12 protein-coding genes and 2 pseudogenes are annotated in these 18,677 nt (G+C 58.3%); 8 read left to right on the top strand and 6 right to left on the bottom strand.

The genetic code is table 11. The annotated features are described in order from the left end of the window. Nucleotides 1–58: 58 nt before the first annotated feature. The 3 genes from DW355_RS16545 (at nt 59) to DW355_RS16535 (ending at nt 3,577) form a co-directional block, all read left to right on the top strand. The gene (locus DW355_RS16545) at nt 59–847 is read left to right on the top strand and encodes an alpha/beta fold hydrolase (RefSeq protein ID WP_131281738.1); all 789 of its coding nucleotides are present in this window, start codon (nt 59–61) and stop codon (nt 845–847) included. Nucleotides 848–930: 83 nt separating this feature from the next. After that, nucleotides 931–1,470 carry a carboxymuconolactone decarboxylase family protein gene (locus DW355_RS16540; protein ID WP_131281737.1) on the top strand — a complete coding sequence of 180 codons (540 nt, stop codon included), beginning with the start codon at nt 931–933 and terminating at the stop codon, nt 1,468–1,470. A 475-nt stretch (nt 1,471–1,945) separates the two neighbouring features. Further along, nucleotides 1,946–3,577, top strand: coding sequence for a c-type cytochrome (locus DW355_RS16535; protein WP_131281735.1), 1,632 nt, complete (start codon nt 1,946–1,948; stop codon nt 3,575–3,577). Here DW355_RS16535 and DW355_RS16530 read toward each other — a convergent pair. The 6 genes from DW355_RS16530 to DW355_RS16505 form a co-directional block, all read right to left on the bottom strand. Beyond that, entirely contained in the window at nt 3,574–4,599 is a 1,026-nt protein-coding gene (locus DW355_RS16530; RefSeq protein WP_131281734.1) for a nitroreductase family protein, read from the bottom strand. The genes DW355_RS16535 and DW355_RS16530 overlap by 4 nt on opposite strands. Next, nucleotides 4,596–5,708 (bottom strand): GNAT family N-acetyltransferase, encoded by a 1,113-nt coding sequence (locus tag DW355_RS16525; RefSeq protein ID WP_131281732.1) that lies wholly within the window; start codon nt 5,706–5,708, stop codon nt 4,596–4,598. The genes DW355_RS16530 and DW355_RS16525 overlap by 4 nt, the downstream gene beginning before the upstream one ends. Continuing rightward, a complete protein-coding gene (locus DW355_RS16520) occupies nt 5,698–6,933 on the bottom strand; it encodes a hypothetical protein (RefSeq protein WP_131281730.1) in 1,236 nt (411 codons plus the stop codon). Before DW355_RS16520 ends, DW355_RS16525 begins: the two co-directional genes overlap by 11 nt. After that, nucleotides 6,926–7,804: a HesA/MoeB/ThiF family protein gene (locus tag DW355_RS16515; protein ID WP_131281728.1), complete on the bottom strand. Its 879-nt coding sequence runs from the start codon at nt 7,802–7,804 to the stop codon at nt 6,926–6,928. Before DW355_RS16515 ends, DW355_RS16520 begins: the two co-directional genes overlap by 8 nt. Continuing rightward, the gene (locus tag DW355_RS16510; protein ID WP_242671227.1) at nt 7,801–8,661 is read right to left on the bottom strand and encodes a hypothetical protein; all 861 of its coding nucleotides are present in this window, start codon (nt 8,659–8,661) and stop codon (nt 7,801–7,803) included. Before DW355_RS16510 ends, DW355_RS16515 begins: the two co-directional genes overlap by 4 nt. Before the next feature lie 364 nt (nt 8,662–9,025). Then, a complete protein-coding gene (locus DW355_RS16505; RefSeq protein ID WP_242671226.1) occupies nt 9,026–10,243 on the bottom strand; it encodes a UvrD-helicase domain-containing protein in 1,218 nt (405 codons plus the stop codon). Between the two features lie 119 nt (nt 10,244–10,362). On the opposite strand from DW355_RS16505, the pseudogene DW355_RS16500 reads away from it, so the two are divergent. The 5 genes and pseudogenes from DW355_RS16500 to DW355_RS16480 form a co-directional block, all read left to right on the top strand. After that, nucleotides 10,363–10,620: pseudogene (locus DW355_RS16500) on the top strand (IS21 family transposase); the annotation flags it as partial. Between the two features lie 841 nt (nt 10,621–11,461). Beyond that, nucleotides 11,462–14,398 (top strand): PQQ-binding-like beta-propeller repeat protein, encoded by a 2,937-nt coding sequence (locus DW355_RS16495; RefSeq protein ID WP_165493217.1) that lies wholly within the window; start codon nt 11,462–11,464, stop codon nt 14,396–14,398. A gap of 19 nt (nt 14,399–14,417) precedes the next feature. Then, a complete protein-coding gene (locus DW355_RS16490; RefSeq protein ID WP_165493216.1) occupies nt 14,418–15,731 on the top strand; it encodes a vWA domain-containing protein in 1,314 nt (437 codons plus the stop codon). A gap of 867 nt (nt 15,732–16,598) precedes the next feature. Then, nucleotides 16,599–17,063 (top strand): hypothetical protein, encoded by a 465-nt coding sequence (locus tag DW355_RS16485; protein ID WP_131281718.1) that lies wholly within the window; start codon nt 16,599–16,601, stop codon nt 17,061–17,063. A 1,008-nt stretch (nt 17,064–18,071) separates the two neighbouring features. Beyond that, nucleotides 18,072–18,575, top strand: a pseudogene (locus DW355_RS16480) (IS110 family transposase); the annotation flags it as partial. Nucleotides 18,576–18,677: the final 102 nt, after the last annotated feature.

Raw genomic sequence — 18,677 nt, 5'->3', positions numbered from 1 at the left:
GCGTCCTATTCTTCGTTCCGTGCTTCCGATCTTTTTAACCCTCTTTTAGGAGTATGTCATGAAAGCATTGAACGTTCTGATGTTGGCTTCCGCCGCCTTGCTCGGTGGAACTGCAATGGCTGCAGAAAAGCCGGCGATTACGCTTGTGCACGGCGCATTCGAGGATTCCCATGTCTGGGACCGCGTCAGCGCCAAGTTGCAAGCGGATGGCTACCGCGTCATCAACGTCAACCTGCCGGGTCGCCCCAGCGCACCCATGGCCCCCAACCTGGTCAGCAATGACGTGTATCGCGACGTGGTGCTCAAAGCGATCAGCGGCGAGTCGAAGCCGGTGGTGCTGGTGGGCCACAGCTTCGGTGGCATCGCGGTGACCAATGTGGCGGAAGCCGCGCCGGAGAAGATCAAAACCGCTGTCTATCTCGCTGCGTTCCTGCCCCAGAACGGCGAATCGATGCTGTCCCTGGCCAAGCAGGATCGTGACAGCAAGGCCGGCCCGGCGCTTCATATCGATGAAGCCAAGGGCATGATCTCGGTCAACTACGCCGCGCGCGCCGACCTGTTCGCCAACGGTGCGCCGGAAGGTCTGCGCAAGGTCCTGCCCGATCTGATCATCGATGAGCCGCTGGTGCCGATCGTCACGCCGGTCAAGGTGACTGCCGCACGCTTTGGCAAGGTGGACAAGGCCTACATCCATACCGCGCAGGACCAGGTGGTCAGCCCCTATCTGCAGCAGAAGATGGTGGAAGCCACGCCGGTCCGCCTCCAGTTCACGCTGAACACCGGGCATACCCCGTTCCTGACCGATGTGCCCGGTCTGGTGTCGGCGATCGAAAAGTCCGCAGAGTAAGCATTTCTCAATCACTTCAACCGCTATATCGGCGGTCCTCAAGGCCGCCGGCTTCTCACCCTCTTACTTTCAAAGGAATCATCATGAGCCGCTTGTTCAACCAAGCTATCGTCGAGTCCACCGGGCATGCCGCGCAGCTGTACGCAGGGATCAAGGCCGCTGTCGGTGTCGTTCCCAATGCTTATGTCAATATCGGCAGCAACAGCCCGGTCGCTTTGGAAACGCTCCTCAACATTGACGGGGCACTGAAAAAAGGCACCCTCGGCGCCAAGGAAGGCGAAGTTGTGAAGCTTGTCGTGAGTCAGGCTGCCGAATGCGACTACTGTCTCGCAGCGCACACCTTGATTGGTAAAAAGACGGGACTGAGCAAAGACGACATTTTGGCCATCCGCCGTGGCACACCGTCGAGCGACAAACGCATGGACGCGCTGGCAAGCTTCACCCGGGAACTGATTTCGACGACGGGAACCGCATCAGCCACGGCCGTTGAAAAAATCAAATCCGCCGGCTTCACGGATACGCAAATCGTCGAGATCGTCCTGGCGATCACGAGCATCACGTTCACCAATCTGTTCAACCGGATCAATGACACCGTGCTCGATTTCCCGCCTGCCGACAAGTAAGAACTTGAGTGTTCTCAATGATGAAAAGGCCGTTCAAAAACGGCCTTTTCATTTAAAGCCCGCTCAGGAAGAGCATCAACGCCTAAGCGATTGAAGTACAGGAATTTTCTGTCTGACGCAGCGCATGCGATGCCGGTCAGCGGATTTTGGCAAAGGACCAAAATCGCCGGAAGCAAAACCGTTCCGGCCCAAAAAGAAGCATAAGCGTTCCGAAGCGGAACATTTATGGTTCCAGCGACAACATCTGTCGCTGGAACCATAAATATTCCGCAAGAGGAAGCATAACTGTTCCACCGGATGCGTCCCTGTGGCAGTTACCTCACGCACTACTCCGCGACCACATGACAGCAGAATCAACGCGGGCCTCTGCGGAACGCCATATTTGGCGGCCCTTTGACCTGCTCCTATTCAGGCTATGCTAATAGCCAAGTTTCGTTGATCTCCATCCGGAAGCGATTTAGTAAGAGGAAAGCAATTGAATTTACCAATCAATAGATTGCTTCTCTCATTGATGGCTGCTGCCCTACTGGCGGGTTGCAAGCTGGGAACCTACGCCGAGGCTCGCTCCGACCGCATGGTCGAGATTGAGCAGGCTCGGCCAGATCGCATGACTTTGGCCATGTCCCGGTTTCTGTTCGACGATCTGGGAGGGCTGAATACCGACACCCTCGAGACCAATGCCATGCCTTGGAAGGTCGTCGCGACGGCTATGTTGATGGAGAGTGCTGCGCGCGAGGGGACGCCTCTCGATGCAAAAGCCTTGCCGGGACTGTTCCAGCGCAATGGTTGGATCAACGCGACGGGCATCGACAACTGGTCTACAGAGGCGCAACCGGTGTTCGACAAGCCGGTGGGGTTGGTTTCGGGCTACATCGACAAGCGCATTCCCCGCATCCGTTTGGAAGTGGCGAATATGGGTTGCGCGGCATGCCACGCGAGCATGAGTTACGACTCACGAGGCAAACCTACGGGGCGGATCTGGCTTGGCGCACCCAATACTTCACGCGATCTTGACGGCTATTTGGGTTCGATTCTGGCCAGCCTGAACTACGTGAAGAACCGTCCTGATGAGCTCATGGCCACGATTCCAAAGATCTTTCCCGGCGTTGACGCGGTTGAGATCGAGACCATCCGGAGATACGTGGTGCCACAGATCACCAAGCGGATGAACGATCCAAATGAAATCCTCGTTGCCTTTGATCACGGAGGCGTAGGGTCGACCAATGGCGTCGCGGCTCTGAAGATGCGGTTGAAGGCCCGCCCTGACCTGGTCGCCGTGCAGGGTGAACACGGCTATACCTCCATCCCCGATATCTCCGACCGTGCGTTGAGAACTTCTCTTCTGTATGACGGTTTGTATGCGCTCCAGGCGAATGCCCGCTTTGTCGAGCGAACGGCGGGCCAAACCGATGGGCGGGATGCTGACCGGCTCGCTAGCATCGTTGCCTTCTTCCTCGTTCCTACCATGGGCATCAAGCCGGATGCCTCCGAGAAGCAGGTCAGACCGGTCCGAGAGATTCTCGATTTCATTCATGCGTACCAGCCACCGCCGTTCCCCGGCCCCGTGGATTCAGCGAGGGCTCAACGGGGCAGCAGTATTTATGCGGCCAAGTGTGCGTCGTGCCATGGCAGCTATTCGGCAGGTATCGACAAGCCAAGGCTGCAGTCCTATCCGAACCGCCTTGTTCCACAGCATCGCATCGGTTCCGATCCCGCACGCTGGCAAGCCATCACCGACGAAACCGTGCGAGCGCTCAATCGGACTCCCGTGGCCAGAAAGCTCAATGCAGCCAATGCGCGAGGCTATGTTGCGCCCATCCTCAATGGTCTGTGGGCGTCCGCGCCTTATATGCACAACGGCTCGGTACCGACGCTCTGGCACTTCATGCATCCGTCGGAGCGGCCGGACCGCTTCGACGTGGGTGGGCACGCGCTGGATTTCCAGCGGGTTGGCATCGCCTATCCCATGGGGTATCAGCCCTGGTCGACCCCAGTACCCTATGACACGATGGGGCCGGGGCGTAGCAACAAGGGGCACGAACGGGAATTCGACGACATGTCGGAAGAACAGAAGGATGCGCTGCTGGAGTATCTGAAGCTGCTTTAAGCCTGGGGCGGCAGCATGAGTTCTGCCGCTCCTAGTCGGGCACTGCGTGGTATGCGCGTAGCAGGCATCTTGCCCGCACGCAGACTGGCCACCAGTCGCTGCCCCGGTGGCAAAGGAAAGGCCTCGCGCAGCAAGGCGGTGTGCTGTTCGGAATCGGCGAGCGCCGACATGGGCACGGCGCATAGTCCGGCGCGGGTGAGGTCCAGCCAGAATCTGTAGAAGGCGCGGCCTGCATCGAACCAGGAGCGGTCTTCGGCTTCGTGCAGCAGCACGACGCCAGCGGCGCTGTGCACTTTGGTTGCTTCCGAAACGAGCAAGCCTTCCAACGACAGCGCGCACAGCAGACGGACCATCCGAGGTCGAAGTGCGAGGCGGGCGGCCGCCGCTTCGAACCGGGAAAGTGCCATGCAGTCGGTGCTGAGTCCATCGCGCGACCAGTTCTGATCGTCGGCGGAGAAGCGCATCCAGCGGAACAATTCTTCGGCGAACCGGGGATTGCGCATTCCGTGCGCCGCTGCGCTGTCGTGCCACATGGCAATCTTTGCGAGGTGTATGGGTTCGTCGACGATCAGCGCGTAATGGCCTTTGCCCAGTTCGCGCAACGCTGATTTTTCGGTTTCACCGGAGACAGGGAAAATGCCACGAAAGGATTGCCGCCGTCTCACGGCTTCCGCTAAGACATCAGGCCGGACGCCGGAAACGATGCGGGCGCTGGCAACCTGTCGAACTCTGGCCGGGCTCCGGGATGGCCAGATCAAGTTCTCCAGGCGCTCTTCAGCCAGCCCAAGACCTTGTGTCGAGAGCGCCAGCGCCATGCCCTCCCAGGCCGCACCCAACGCCAGTGCGTTGTCTCTACCGGTCGGGTCACCAACGCTCAGCCAGCGTGTCGTGTCTTCGTGCAGTTCCACGCGTCCGTCAACGGTAAACCTCCAGCGGGCGGGTTGGATATTGTGCGGAGACGGCGCCAGTGCGGCGGCCTCGACGAGGCGAGTGATCTGTCCTGGATTCAGCCCTCCGCTCATGCCAGTGCCTTTCGATACAGATACAGGCGGTGTAAGACTTTCGCGCCGAGTTTCTGCATTTGCCTGTGGCTCGCCACATTGGCATCCGAGACCCAACTCAAGCCCAGGTGTGTGTACCCGCGGCTCTTGAGCGCGGAGGTCACTTTGTGCAGAAGGACGCCGTTGATCCCCAGCCCGTGATGACTGCGGCAGACGGAAAAGAAGATGAGGGACGCGCGACGGCGAAACAATTTGAGCTTCAGCAAATGCCAAAGCGTCGAAAGGCCCATGCGTGAGCGTGTGGCGCGCAGGAAAGGGTTGAGGTCAGGGATGCAGAGCAGAACACCTACGGGCCGTCCATTCTCCCGAGCCACCATGGAAATATGCTCGTCAATCACCCACATCATGCCCTCGCAGGGGTAGAGGAACTCCTCTTGCGTGAGGGGGACGAACATTGGGTTGTCACGAAACCCATCATTGAGTACCGCGCATGCATCGCGCAGGACATCATTCAAGCCGCGTCTGCGAATACGTTCCCACGTCCAGCGACCGTTACCGAGCAAGGCACGCTGTTTGTCGCCCAGTAGGCTTTCCGGATCGAACTCGCGGAGGTCCGCTTCGAAGGTCGTCATGGGGAAAAACCGCTGGTATCCGAGCGATTCGAGCAGTTTCGCGATATGCGGTGGCGAATAGTCCTGGTAGGTGTAGGGGGCATGCTCGAAACCCTCGGCGACCACCCCAATCATCTGGGTGATGGTGAGATTGAAGCCTCCGGCAATCTCGGTGCAGCCGCGCAGGCGCAGCCACTGGCTGGCGGCGTCAAGCAGGCTACGTGCGACTTCCAAGTCGTCGATGCAGTCCAGGCAGCCGAAGTAGCCACGCTGCAGTCCGTGCAACTGGTTCGACGCATCATGGATGTGCGCGAGCACTCGACCGACGATGCGTCCGTCTCGATGCGCGGTGAACCAGGTTCTGCGTGCATGATCGCGAAACAGCGGGTTCTTCTCGGCGTTCAGGGCGCGACGCAAGTCCTCGCGCATGGGAGAAACGGCGATTCCTTGCGTGCCATAGCACGCGAAAGGAGCCTCGAAAAAGGCGTCGAAGTCTCCTTCGCGTAATTCAATGGACATGAGAGTTTTCCTTCGAAATCCGCTGAGCGACTCGCTGGATGACGCCCGCGCGAATTTCGTTGGCGATCAGGCTGCCGCTCTGTGGCAGGTTGAGCAGAATGAGCAGAGCGGGATCTCGCGAAACGATCAGCGCGTGTGTCATGTCGTGGCGTTTAAACAGATCCAGCCACTGCTCCGCGGCATCAAGCCGATCGCCCGCTGCGCTGATCCACTTGCGCGCTTCGCCAACGCTCATCGGGACCTCCCGTTCGGCCGAGACGGTAAGCATCCGTCCCATGTCATAGGCTGTCAGGTCAGGTGCTCGCAGGACGATACTTTCTCCGGTCAACGGCAGCTGTCGCAAAGACACCAGAAAGCCGTCGATGCTGTCCATGCGGGCGTGCAACAACCAGTGCAGGAAATTCTGACTTTGCACTTCGGATTGCAGCCGCCGGGCTTGCACGATGCTGGAAGCCAGCAAAACCCAGGCGGTCGCTACCGGCAGACCGCCCAACCATGTGGTTGGGAGCGGAGGACCGAAGCCTACAGCCGTCAAGCCGAAGACGAAGGAGAGTGTGGCGGCCGCGGCACCCAAAGTCGCCAGTCGCAGCAACGCTTGGATGACTGCGTTTCCGGTATGAGTGAGGTGCAACAGGACGTGCACGAGGAGCAAGGGGCCGAGCGCACCCAGGCGCAGCGGGCCGACGTCTACCTCCTCCCGGAAATCCGTCATGACCAATGGCAGGGACAGCAAGACGACCAGGGCGGTGGCCAGGGCGATGTCGATTTCGTGCCGGGGCAGTTCGCTGTGCTGGTGTCGGATCAACTGCCAACCGTTCCAGGCCAGAACGACCAGAAAGCAGCACAGGAAAGCGATCAGCAAAGGCAGGTTGACCGGAAGATCGGCAACGAGGTTGACAACAAAGAACACGGCGCTCACGGCGAGCGCACTCAGTTTCAGGCTGAGTGGATGATGTCTGCGCAACAAGTGCTCGGAGAAGATCGTCACCGCCACTGGCAACAACGTCGCCACACCGAGTACGGTGCGTCCCAGGGCCATCGAATCCGGCATCATCCAGAAGAACCCGCGGATCAGCAATAGCAGCCCAAGCAGCATGAACAGGAACAGCGCCCCGCGTGCGAGCGAGCTGCTTTGGCGAATCTGCCAGAGGAAGTGTGCGTAGACGGCGCAGCCTGCGGCACCGATCCAGGTCACCGCGACATCGCTGTAGATCGGATCAACCACGTTGCATCCGTGCGAGGAAACGTCGTACCAACCAGCCAAGTGCCCAAGCCATGGGTTTGCTGCGCGGGCGTTCTATCCGCATCGTCCACGGGTTGAAGAAGTAGCCGCGCCAATCCGCAAGTGGTTCGCGACCCAGAATCAGCTTGATTGCTTCGAAACTCATCAGGTTCCCGGTGGTGATGACCATCGGGGCAAAGGACATGCGCTTGCGTTTTCCTGTGAGCAGATCCCGTGCAATCTCTATCTCAATGTGCCGTGCGGAACTTGAGTGGACCATCACGTACTCGATTTCCTGTCCCACGCATTGCGCACGTTCGGCAGCCGTGAGTTGAGTGTCCTGCCGATTCGCGGTCGGGAAGCGCAGTCGTTCCTCGGGCCTGGGATCCTGCGGCCTCACGACGACCACGGACGGCAGAGGCGAGGTGTAAGCGTCGATGACCGTCGCACCGTGCTCGCGGGCTTTGCGATAGAGCACGATGCCGGCTTGCACGTCGTCCATGCCATTGACGACGATCTTGTAGCGGGTCAGCAGATCATCCAACTGATTTACCCATTCCTGTCCCAGTGGTTCGATGATCAGTTCGGGATTGATCTCTTTCAGGCTAGCGACGGTGGCTTCGAGCTTGCCCATTCCGACCGTGCGTAGATTCGCGAAAACCTGCCGGTTCATGTTGGAGACCTCGAACGTGTCGAAGTCAGCCACAGCCACGGCGCCGACGCCAGCACGGACCAGGGACTGCAGGCATGCACCGCCCATGCCGCCCGCACCGCACACGAAGACTCGCGAGGCTTTGAGTTCCTGTTGTTGGCGCTCGGTCACGAAACCGATGTTGCGCTGAGTGAAGTCTGCATAACTGAAAGCTGTGTTCATTTTGTTTTCCCATGCTGCGACGACCGTGGCCGGAGTTCCCCCATCGCCTGTGATGGTGTGAGCCAGTACAGGAGTGGAAGCACTCCGTACCCCAGTGACAGGAAAAGCAGGCGATACACGATAGCGGGCAGAGATCTGCGTGGAACCTCTTTGAGAAGAAAGCCCCGCGCATTGGGCAGGTCCAAGCGGGCAATCTGCAGGAAATCGTCGCCTCGGTTGTAGTCGAGTTCGGTCAGACAGAGCGCATTTGCACGCTCGTCACGATGCTTGGGGGCTTGGTCCCACGTCTTCATCAGGTTGTCTGATCCACCCGTGTAGGCATTGGCGATGACGAAGCGCTGCTCGTCGAATCCGGCTTCGGGTCCCACGCCGAACACGTGGCGTTGTTGCTGCATGATCTGCCGTGCAATGCTCAGGTGGTCATAACTGCGGCGCGATTCCGAAAATGGATTGGGGTATGCACTCGGAAAGGCTTCCGCGACCTTTCCGACAATGGATGGAACCTGGGTCACATTGCTGAGCCACAAAGGGCGCATGCCCCTCCGAACGAAAAGCAGAACGCAAGTGAGACCGTAAAGAATCCAGGACAGTCCCTGAGTCCGGTACCGTGGATCCACCATGACCAAGCCGAGGTGCACGGCTTCTACGGGCTGGCCTCGCAGTTCAAGCGGCATCAACGACAAAGCGTTGAAGGCAACCGGTTGTCCGTCCTTTCTATCGTAGAGGATCGTGACAATAGCCTGGCGAAGGCGTTCAGGATCACCCGACAACACGCCATAGTCCAGGCTTTGATCAAGACTGCGAGAAACCACTGAGCGCATGTCGGTCAGCAGGTTCTCGATGTCGGCCTGTGGCATCCATCGGCCTGGACATTCGACGACTCGGATGGTCACTTGCGCACTGCCTGACCATCTCAGGTCGAGGTATCGTAGTTTCCTTCGTGCTCTTTCGAACAACTCGATCAATCTGAATCTCCCTTGTGCTCGGGGAATTCTAGACACAAAATTCTGTGGGATACATTGAGTCATCAGAGCAGATCATGGCCATCTGGAGTGCCCTGGGTTTTGAGGAGGCTCCAGGAAGCTTTTTTCAAGGACCGCTTCGCAGCGGGAGCAAAAGCTCGGTGTCCGGTAGCTCACGTCCGATTTTTAGCGTGGAGCGGTCGTCGAAGGCAGAAGATCACCATTGAGAGGGTGAGCTCAGTTGTTGAATGAGTGTTCGCTAGCGACCCGCTATGGGCGTTAGCAAAGGCGTCGAGGAGCAAACCACGACTCGCCTTGCGCCTCGCGTTAGAGCCACATAGAGGTGTTGTGCAGTCATGCGCTCGGGCTCAAGAATGATCACGACGTCAGCCTCCAGCCCTTTCAGAAGAAGCGTGCTTCCAACGGCGCGCCGGCCCAGTGGCCGACTCAGATGGCGGTTTCGTTCGCGGGCCTGCATCGCCGCGCGGATGAACTCTCCTTCGCCTCCGGCTGCTCTCAGCGCTGAGATACAGCAGTGCAGTACTTCGGGCCGGTAGACACGCGCACCGCGTTGATCCGCGAGGGATTGGAGCAGGTCAATCGAGGTCGTGTAGCTGGGAGTCACCATGAACGCCACCGCTGCAGCTTCCGCAGGCGTCGCGGGAGTACGGGACCGGCCGCTTCGTATCGTTTCTACCCGCGCAAATAAGTTGGAAGTCCCCACCTCGGTCATCAGTGAAGTCGCGAACTCGACGAGCAGTCGCAGCGCGTTGGGGCTTGCTAAGTCGAACTGGCGCGCGAAGTTCACCAGGTCCTTCAGGTCAACCGCCTCGACGGAAGTGGCACCGGGCGTCTGCATGGCGAGCTGATGACGACCGTTGACATTCATAGAGTCACCAATCACCAGAACGCGGCCGTCTCGGTTTGGTGCTTCCATCCGGGCAGCCACCAGTCGCTGCTGCACTTCCGTGCCTGGGGTCAGTTGAACCCACTGGACGCCGTCTGGCGCTCCACGCAGGTCCACAGGTTGACCTGCCTGCAATGATGTTCTGGCCTGAAGTAGCCAGGCTCCCAGTGCATCCATTCCTGCGAGGCGCCATCGCCAAGGGGTTTGCAGTGCGCCGATGGGTGGGAACGCTGCCTGAGCCTCACGCTCCCAGTGGACCAGTGGGTCGCGGAAGCCGAATATCGCCTGCATTGGATCACCCAGAATGCAGGTGGGCAGCGTCTGCGCGATGTAACAGACGATGGCGTGCTGCGCGATGTTGCAGTCCTGATATTCGTCCACTAGCAAGCGTGAATATGTCGAGGCTATGGGATCACTGATGTGACCTGCCTGTAGGATTTCTTGTACAGCGACTCTGATGGCCGGGTAGTCGGCGTTCGGGTTGGCCAGTTCGAGAACGCGCGCGTTCAGTCCCGCACGAAGCGGAAACTTTGCCGCTAACCGCATCGCAAAACCATCGATGGTCGACAACTTGTATGCTGAGTGTTGAATTCCGCCGAAATCTGACCCACTTGGAGCAGTAATTTCCATCCAAAGTTGACCCACGTAGACCCTACCCTCCGAGCTTTAAACGCGGGGGGAAATTTGGAGTGATAGACGTGGCGACATTGAATGTCATCAGGCGTTGGGCACTGCGAGAACAGATGTCCATTCGCGAGATCTCCAGGCGCACAGGCCTGGCTCGCAACACAGTGAAGAAGTACCTGCGGTCCGATGAGACCGAGCCCACCTACGCAAGGCGGGTCAGCCCAAGCAAGCTCGATCCCTATGCCGAGAAGCTGGCCAACTGGCTAGGAATCGAGGCAACAAAATCTCGGAAACAGCGGCGCAATCTGAAGCAGATCTACACACTGTACCTGTTCCGAGGAGCCGAGTTTGAAGAAGAACTTCGCCTGGAGACCGTGGATGTACCCCGCGGCGTCGGTGAAGTACGCCTCCACACCTCCGTCCCCACCATCACCGCGGAGGTGCGTAAAGGTCGATCCCTCCCCCGGAAGGTTGTTCCGCTGGAACAGGTAGGTTGCCAGCGCTTCAAAAGAGTCCCGCTGGCTGAGCGGCGTAGCGCGGATGTGCCGAAAGTCCATGTCCATAGGCGTGGAGTATCAACCAACCCCAGCCAAGCATAGAAGTCCGCTGTCCATCGAATGGCCGATACTGATCAGAGTGGGCGATCGGGTTGCCTGAGGCGAATGACGCCCACCAGCCTTAACTGGACCTCGCGCGTTGGAACACGGCTGTGCGATGGTTTGTGTGTTGCATCGCCCGGTTGAATCCACCACAAAAGCTATCTCTTAATGACCCATTCGGGGGGTATCGCCTCGCCATTCGATATCCCAAAATTTGCCCAGGCGGCTGCGTAGTTGCTATCGGAAAGACTGCGTAGAGAGGCGTGAGATGACATGGAGTGATGCGGAGGCAAGCGAGCAATGCGTACGCAAATAAGCACTAAGCGCAGGGTGAGGGCGACAAAGCATTCATTCAAGAAAACCTGAGTACCTACACGTTGTCGGCCAGAGGCGGACGTTTCACTAGACCACACATTGGTCGATCGATGACCCTTTTGGGGGGGCGCACTGAGGACACTCGCCTGTTAATCTAACGCAAGACTCCAAAGCCCAGTGCTACTGAAAATTGGGGAGGGGGCATCGGGACGTCGCTATGTTCTTGAAAAGAGCAAAGGAGAACTCCATGAGCGCAGCATGCTCCATATCTGACTCCGTGCTGTATCAGGGTGAAGACACTCTATGTCTGACCCCCACTATGCCTCTGCCATTACCGGCTATGCTCCCGGCGGCAATGCAAGTGGTCTACATAGCATTGGTGCCGGCCGCTCCAGTCGGTGCGGTGTCTATCTGGATCACCGACAACGGTGTCGAAATCCCGGGCACACGCCTTTCAAGCTCAGGTGCCTCGCAACCCGCTTGGGTGACGGTGCCGGCCTTCAGTCTTTCGGCCGGCAGCCACAACTTGGCGTGGATCTCCAACGGATCTGGCGGCAGTTGGCCTGCGGGCGTGGTGCCGTTTTACATCGGCCAAGTCCAGTTTGGCGGCGACACCATCAATCTGAAGTTGTGGTGCGGCGAACAGGGCGGGGCCAATGCCATTTCCTGCGCCGTCGAAGCGGCAAATGATCCCGCGCCACTCACTTACTTCACGAGCTTCGAAGACACCTGCGGCATTCTGTACTTCCTGCGTTGCATACCCTGGTTGGATTGGTCCTCCATGGACCTCTTCACCTATGTGGAGCAGTCCAACACCCGCGCCGCCAATGGCATCTACAGCGCGTTGTTCGTTCAGCGCCCACCGTTTGGTGCACCGACGCTCTGGAGCCGCGAGTTGCCGGTGCCCCCCACTGCCAAGAACATCACTGTTACCTTTGCCTGTTACATGGGCCGTTCTGATGGCAAGATTGGCTACAAGGTCTTCTTCGACGGCAACATGGTGGCCGACAAGATTGGCACACCACCCTTCTCCGGCGCCTGGTGCCGGATCATCATCAACGAGCCCGTCACGTTTGGGGCTCAGAAGTGCAAATTCGAGATCACCCTTGAACCGTTGCCGAACATCCCCCTCGACAACGACATGTACATGGATGATCTTGCCGTCGACTTTGGAAAGCCGACACCTCTGGCCGCCCGTGCCATCGTCTACGGTGACATCCGCGGTAATGTCTACGGCGTGTCGAATCAGACCGGAGCGCAACTCTGGACTGCCAAACTGCCTCATGGATATGTGAGTGCCACGCCTGCGATCGTCAACGGAACGGTTTACTTGTCCGGCAACGGGAACCCTGGGTTGGTTCAAGCCCGCAATGGACAAACCGGCACGCAGATTTGGTCCACCGACATTCCAGCTGCAGTGGATGTTTCACCCTGTGTAGTGGGGTCGATTGTCTATGTTGTTGCCGAGAATGGCGTTCTCTATGGACTGAATAAGCTGACAGGCGCGCTCGCCTCCTCGCAGACTGTGTTCAGCCCGCCTGCTGGCTCCACCACGGTGTTCGCCCTGCAGGTCATCAACAACGTTGCCTACGTGGCGACGGCACAAGGCGTATACGCCTACGACATGACTGTCGCTCGACAGAAGTGGTTTCATCAGACCAGCGCCTCCATCAAATTCGCCCCCACGATCTGGCAGAACTTCATCTACTTTGGTCGCACCGACGGCGTCTTTGAGGCCCTGCACGTCGATACGGGCCAAGCTATTTTCCCGGCGCAATCGTTTGGACTGCCCATCTACACAACGCCTCAGATCGTGGGTGGCCTGGTGGTGTTCGGTACTGATAGCGGACAACTCGTGGCCCTCAACGCTACGACAGGTGCGCGGGTTTGGACCATCGCCAAGTCCGGCATGATTCGGGGCTTCCTAGTATCGAATGATCGCGTCTACTTGGTCGCCAATGGCCTGCAGGGCACCTTCTATGCCATACAGTTTCAGATAGATTCCCAAGGCAACTGGACCTTCACATCCGCGTGGAGCACACCCGTCGCAGGCGGCATCCAGCAGGCACCTCTCATCGATGATGAGCTTATTGTGTTCACCGGCGGGGATTCCAAGCTGTACGCCCTGGAGTCGAAGAACGGGACAGCACTCTGGTCCTATGCAGGGCTGTCCGTCGCGTTCATGAGTCCGGTCCTCAACAAGGCTCCGGCTGTACAGAACCTGCAGCGCCGCTACGACCAGTGCTGCTTCCTGTGTGCGCACAACGCTTACGCCACCTCCGCCGATGGCTGGCTGTATGCGCAGCAAAGCTACAACCTGACTGATCAGTTGAATGCCGGTGTGCGCGCCATGATGCTGGATGTCGGCATTACCCAATGTGCTTGGCAATGGCTCGACGAGGCGCCATGGGTAGTTCGGCAGTGCGGCCCGACCATTACTGCCGCGCAGGACATTTACTTCATCCACGAGAATCTGGATCGGACGGCCCTGGCCCTGTTCCCCGGTGGATTCACGGCACTGCGCACGTTCGCCAATGGCCTGGATGAAATCAGACAGTGGCTAGTTGCCAATCCGAACGAGGTTGTCACCTTGTTTCTGGAAAGCCAGGTCAACAACGCGACATTGATGCAACAGTCTCTGAAGGCAGGCGGTGTATGGGACATGATCTTTTGGGCAGACCGGCCCAACACTGGCCCCAACGGTACCTGGAATGTGGCAAATCAGGGTTGGCCAACCCTGGAGTGGATGGTCAACGCAGGCAAGCGCCTAGTGGTGCTGTCACAACACCGCGTTGTCGGCGACGGCATACCGGACTTGTATGCATATGCAGTAGAGAATCAATTCGGCAATCAGGGCATCGACGCCGGTTGCAATCCACGGCGTGAATCCCGTCCGTTGAACGACACGACCCGCGCACTGTTCATCATGAACTATTTCGTCGACTGGTCTGTGTCGCATGCGATCTGGTACCCGTTCCACTACAGCACCCAGAACGACTACTACAGCATCACTTCTAAGGTCAGTGAGTGCAGTCAGTTTGCAAATCGTCTGCCGAACTTCATTGCTGTCGACTACTTCCAGCGCGGCAACAACGGCGGGCCGCTAGCAGCGGTGGCCTATGTTGATGGTCAATGGCAGGCCCATGCTGCGGCCAAGGTCTGGCAAGCGCGCGACGCACAGTAATCACTCCAGGAGACAAGTCATGCCCAACGCAAACATCGTGCTCACACTGGACTGTTCGGACAGTATGCGCCAGTACAGCTACTTCCAGCCGGCGCAGACCGACGTCGGGACTTTCGTCAACATCATGAACACAGGCGACAGCCTGGGCATGGTGGGGTTTTCTGACAACTCGTGGATATTCTTTCCGACCTCAGGGGCTAGCCAGATGGTAGCCATCTCCGGGCAGCCGGTTCAGAATCAGGCCGTGCAAGCGATCCAGAGCCAGCGCACCGTGAACATGACCAACATGACCGCCGCCATTGCCTCTGCCCACGGCATGCTGGCGTCCTCGGCGGTACCGCGTGCCATCGTGTTGCTCTCGGATGGCATCTGGAATGACGGAGGCGATCCGCTCAACAACCTGCCGACCGACATCCCCATCCACACCATTGCCCTTGGCCCCAGCTCAGGGACTGCCACGCTGCAGCAAATCGCCACACGCACCAACGCCCAGTACCACTACGCGCCGACTGCCTGGGACCTGGCTGATATCTACAACTCGATTGTTCAGACAACTGGTGTTGCCAGTGTCGCCATGAATCAGCCGCAACAGATGCAGACCTACAGCTTCAAACAGCTCAGCGTGCCTGTTACCAGCGGAAATGCCCAGGCCAAGTTCTCGCTCAGTTGGCTCAATACGGGTGTCACATACACATCGGGGACGCCAGCAGGGCCTCAGATCAATATCTCGGTGAGGAACCCATCCGGTACCTTGGTTACCCCATCGAATGTTGCCGTCGGGCCGGGATTTGCGGTATTGACGGTCCCCAATCCGGTCGCGGGGAACTGGCAACTGGGGCTTTGGGCGGGTCAGACCGGTATCCTGGACTCGGTAGCAGGCGGGTTCGAGCCGAGCACGTCCGCTCAACTCAAGGTGACGTTCGAGACCGGTGACACGGTGGCGTTCAGGACGACCGTTGTCCACAACGGGGTACCACTGCGCGATATCCGTGTTGATGCAGTTTGCGAGTCGCCAGTGGTTTCGGTGCAGGAGGCATTGAAGGCCTACGCTGCAGAACTAGCCAGTCTTGCAGGCCCTGCAGATTTACTTGCCGACCCTGTTGCGCGCCTAGCCATTCTGCATCGCCAAAAGCTTGGTGCCGTGGACATCCTTCCAAGAAGGCAGTATCCCGCCGTTACAAGCGAAATCAGCGCTGGCGTTCATCGTGGCGAACTGTTGCTCGCCACCGTTAGGGGTTCACATACCGTCCGAGTGACTGCGAGCGGCCAACTTCCGGATGGAAGCCCATTCCAACGTGTCGCGCGCGTCTCTATGACAAACGAGGTGGCCTAGAGCGTCGAGGGTCGAGGTGCAATGTCCAAAGGCCGACTGCAGCCGGCGCACCAAGCAGACGCAGGGCCGCTAATGCCAGTGGCGTGTCGATGCGCCGGGAGATCGCATAACCCACGGCCTTGCAACTGCAGGCGTACAGGCTTGGCTCGCAACACAGTGAATCGATCCCTATGTCGAGAAGCTGGCTAACTGGCTAGGAGTCGAGGCAACAAAATCGCGGAGCAGCGGCGCAATCTGAGGCAGATCTACACAGCCATCACAAATTCTGGCCAACTAGCGCTCTCGGTCACAAACGGGCAATCAGGATTGAAGCCAATAACAGACATTCAATGAACCTTTAGGGGGATATCTCTCCTCAAATCGACTTCCTAGAATTTGGCTGGATCTCTACGTGGTTTTTGCGATTTACACCATGTTAGGCGTCACAAGCTGCGCCGCAGCGGGGCGACGGCCGTCATCAATCAGTCTGTCAACTTCGCCCCATATGGAGAAAAGGTAATGTCTGTCACAGTCACGCTACACATCTTCTCTGGGCGTCCTGACCCCGCTTGGGAGCTATCGGATGATCAGGCCTTAGAGCTCGCAGATCGACTCAATAGGATTCCCAATACAACCCTACTCAAACCTGCTGGCCTCGGAGGACACCTCGGATACCGAGGCTTTTCGGTAATCTCCGTGCGGGAGAAGACTCTCGACCCACACCTATATATCCACGGGGGCATCGTGGACCGAGATCGGTTTGATTTGAATCGCATTGCGGACGATCCAGACTTGGAGCAGTGGTTACTTGGGACTGCCGGAACCGCTGTTTCTGAAGAGGTTCGGAGCGTTGTTCAGAGTGAATTGTCGGGAGGCATTATCAAGCCCATGACCGCCCAAGTCGCGCCAGCATTTGTTCCTCCCTATGATCCGGGAAAATGGAACAACGATCCAAATATCAGAACCCTGAATAATTGCTACAACTATGCAAATGACAAGATCACCAACACGTTTGCACAACCGGGCCGTGGCAGTGGTTCAATGTACACGGCAATGGATTGTGGCAATGTTGGAGGTGCTGCCCAGCGCGATGGACAAATCCCCATTGGACCTCCGGCAAGCACTCCCGCCCAGGGGCAATTCATTGCATTGGTTATTTGGCCTGGGTACGACTTTCATTGGTATCGACAAGACAACAATACAAAGTGGTCGCACAAGCCTGGTCAGACTCCGGCTAGAAATACAGACAACTCAGGCGCATTGATTTCTGATCCAAGGAATTGCAATCGAGGCCCGTATAGCAACTTCTGTAGCTTCTATCACTGCATACCCAGCAACACTCGAATTCAGTGACAACCTAACAAATCGTTCCAGCGGACCACATCTGGTGGCCACTGAACTCCAGCATTGAACGACTGCTTTTCTGGTGGAGCGACCCATCGCAATGGGTCGAGATCGCCACTTTTTGCAACGCAAAAGCTGTCGTTGGAACGCGCATGACGTGGTTCGTCAACCTCAATGACCGGTATGCAGCGATTGCGGCCGTTCGCTACGGAAGCCTGACTGACTTGTTGCGGCTACATAGCGGTCGCTCAGCACCTGGACAGTTGGACCTTCAACATTTCGAGCTAACCGGCCAAAGTGGCCTGCCGTAGCGGGTCCGGTTGAGCCAGGGGTTAGGCATCACCGAGAACAAGCTTCGAGTTGATTGCTTTGACCACCGCAGCCCTGTGCTTGCCGATGAGAAAGTGGCGGGGCAGATACTTCAAGAGCGGGTGACTGCGCTTGGCTCGGATGACCGAGGCCACGTGTTCCCGAACTTCGATGAGCGTGGCTCGATCCCATGCCCAAAGCACTTGATCCTTAACCGCGACGGCGTAATAGGCATCTCTCGGCCATTGGAGTTGATGCTTCCTTAGAAGTGTGCAGCGCCGACATGAGATAACGCCCCAAATCGGATACTCACTGAGTCGGCGTTTGGGTGTTCCCAGAACAGGCCCTTGAACGGGTTATCTGGGTCCCCCCATGCGAAGACAGAGGGGAATCGTTCTCGTACGAAGCAGTTATTCCACCTGACGAGGTCACTAGTGCCGGGTGTTCCTTCACGATGGAACTCGAAAGGTGGCTGAAAGCTAGCCTCGTTGGTACAGCGCGGACACTCAACGGCGACAGTGTTTGGCATTCCGTGAACGCTGCGGCCCCATTGCGTTCCCCAGGAGTACTCCATAGCGATTCCTGTGATACTTAACGAATGAAAGGGACTTCCCCGTCCCGAACTAACCGCTGCTTGCGGGAAACGGCAACAGAGTGCCACGATGGGAAGTGCGAACTTTTCATCAACTCATCCGGAAGGGGAAGTCCATGACTATTGTCTATGTCGGCATCGATCTCGCCAAGTCCGTGTTCGCCCTGCATGGGGTGGATGAAGGCGGCAAGCCCGCACTGGTGCGCCCCAGCGTAGCACGCGCCAAGCTGCTCGATCTCGTTGCAGCCCTGCCACCCTGCACCATCGGCATGGGGGCCTGCTCGGGCGCACACCACTGGGCCCGGCTGTTTGTCCAGCATGGCCACACGGTGCGCCTGATCGCCCCCAAGTTCGTCGTGCCCTACCGCCTCTCGGGCAAGCGAGGCAAGAACGATGCCGCAGATGCCGCCGCCATCTGTGAGGCGGTGCAGCGCCCCCAGATGCGTTTTGTGCCCGTCAAGAGCCTGGAGCAGCAAGGGGTGCTGTGCCTGCACCGGGTGCGCCAGGGTTTCATCGAGCAGCGCACGGCCTGCATCAACCGCATCCGCGGCCTGCTCTCGGAGTTCGGTATCGTGCTGCCGCAGGCGGCCACCGTTCGGCGTGAGGCGCTGCAGCATCTGGTCGATGAGGTCCGCAACCGGTCCCAAGAGACACATCTGATCCAAATCGTTGACAGACTGCTCTGCAGCGGTTGCGGTCATCGGCTTTGTTCGATCGACAGT

Origin of the sequence: Hylemonella gracilis, assembly GCF_004328645.1 — a bacterium.
Lineage (GTDB): Bacteria > Pseudomonadota > Gammaproteobacteria > Burkholderiales > Burkholderiaceae_C > Hylemonella > Hylemonella gracilis_B.
The sequence above is the reverse complement of the archived record's forward strand: the minus strand, read 5'-3'. Positions and strand labels throughout refer to the sequence as shown.

Coding starts and splice junctions, on each gene's coding strand:
- DW355_RS16515 (WP_131281728.1), bottom strand. CDS start 7,804: ATGAACACAGCTTTCAGTTATGCAGACTTCACTCAGCGCAACATCGGT.
- DW355_RS16490 (WP_165493216.1), top strand. CDS start 14,418: ATGCCCAACGCAAACATCGTGCTCACACTGGACTGTTCGGACAGTATG.
- DW355_RS16540 (WP_131281737.1), top strand. CDS start 931: ATGAGCCGCTTGTTCAACCAAGCTATCGTCGAGTCCACCGGGCATGCC.
- DW355_RS16495 (WP_165493217.1), top strand. CDS start 11,462: ATGAGCGCAGCATGCTCCATATCTGACTCCGTGCTGTATCAGGGTGAA.
- DW355_RS16525 (WP_131281732.1), bottom strand. CDS start 5,708: ATGTCCATTGAATTACGCGAAGGAGACTTCGACGCCTTTTTCGAGGCT.
- DW355_RS16485 (WP_131281718.1), top strand. CDS start 16,599: ATGACCGCCCAAGTCGCGCCAGCATTTGTTCCTCCCTATGATCCGGGA.
- DW355_RS16530 (WP_131281734.1), bottom strand. CDS start 4,599: ATGAGCGGAGGGCTGAATCCAGGACAGATCACTCGCCTCGTCGAGGCC.
- DW355_RS16545 (WP_131281738.1), top strand. CDS start 59: ATGAAAGCATTGAACGTTCTGATGTTGGCTTCCGCCGCCTTGCTCGGT.
- DW355_RS16510 (WP_242671227.1), bottom strand. CDS start 8,661: ATGCCACAGGCCGACATCGAGAACCTGCTGACCGACATGCGCTCAGTG.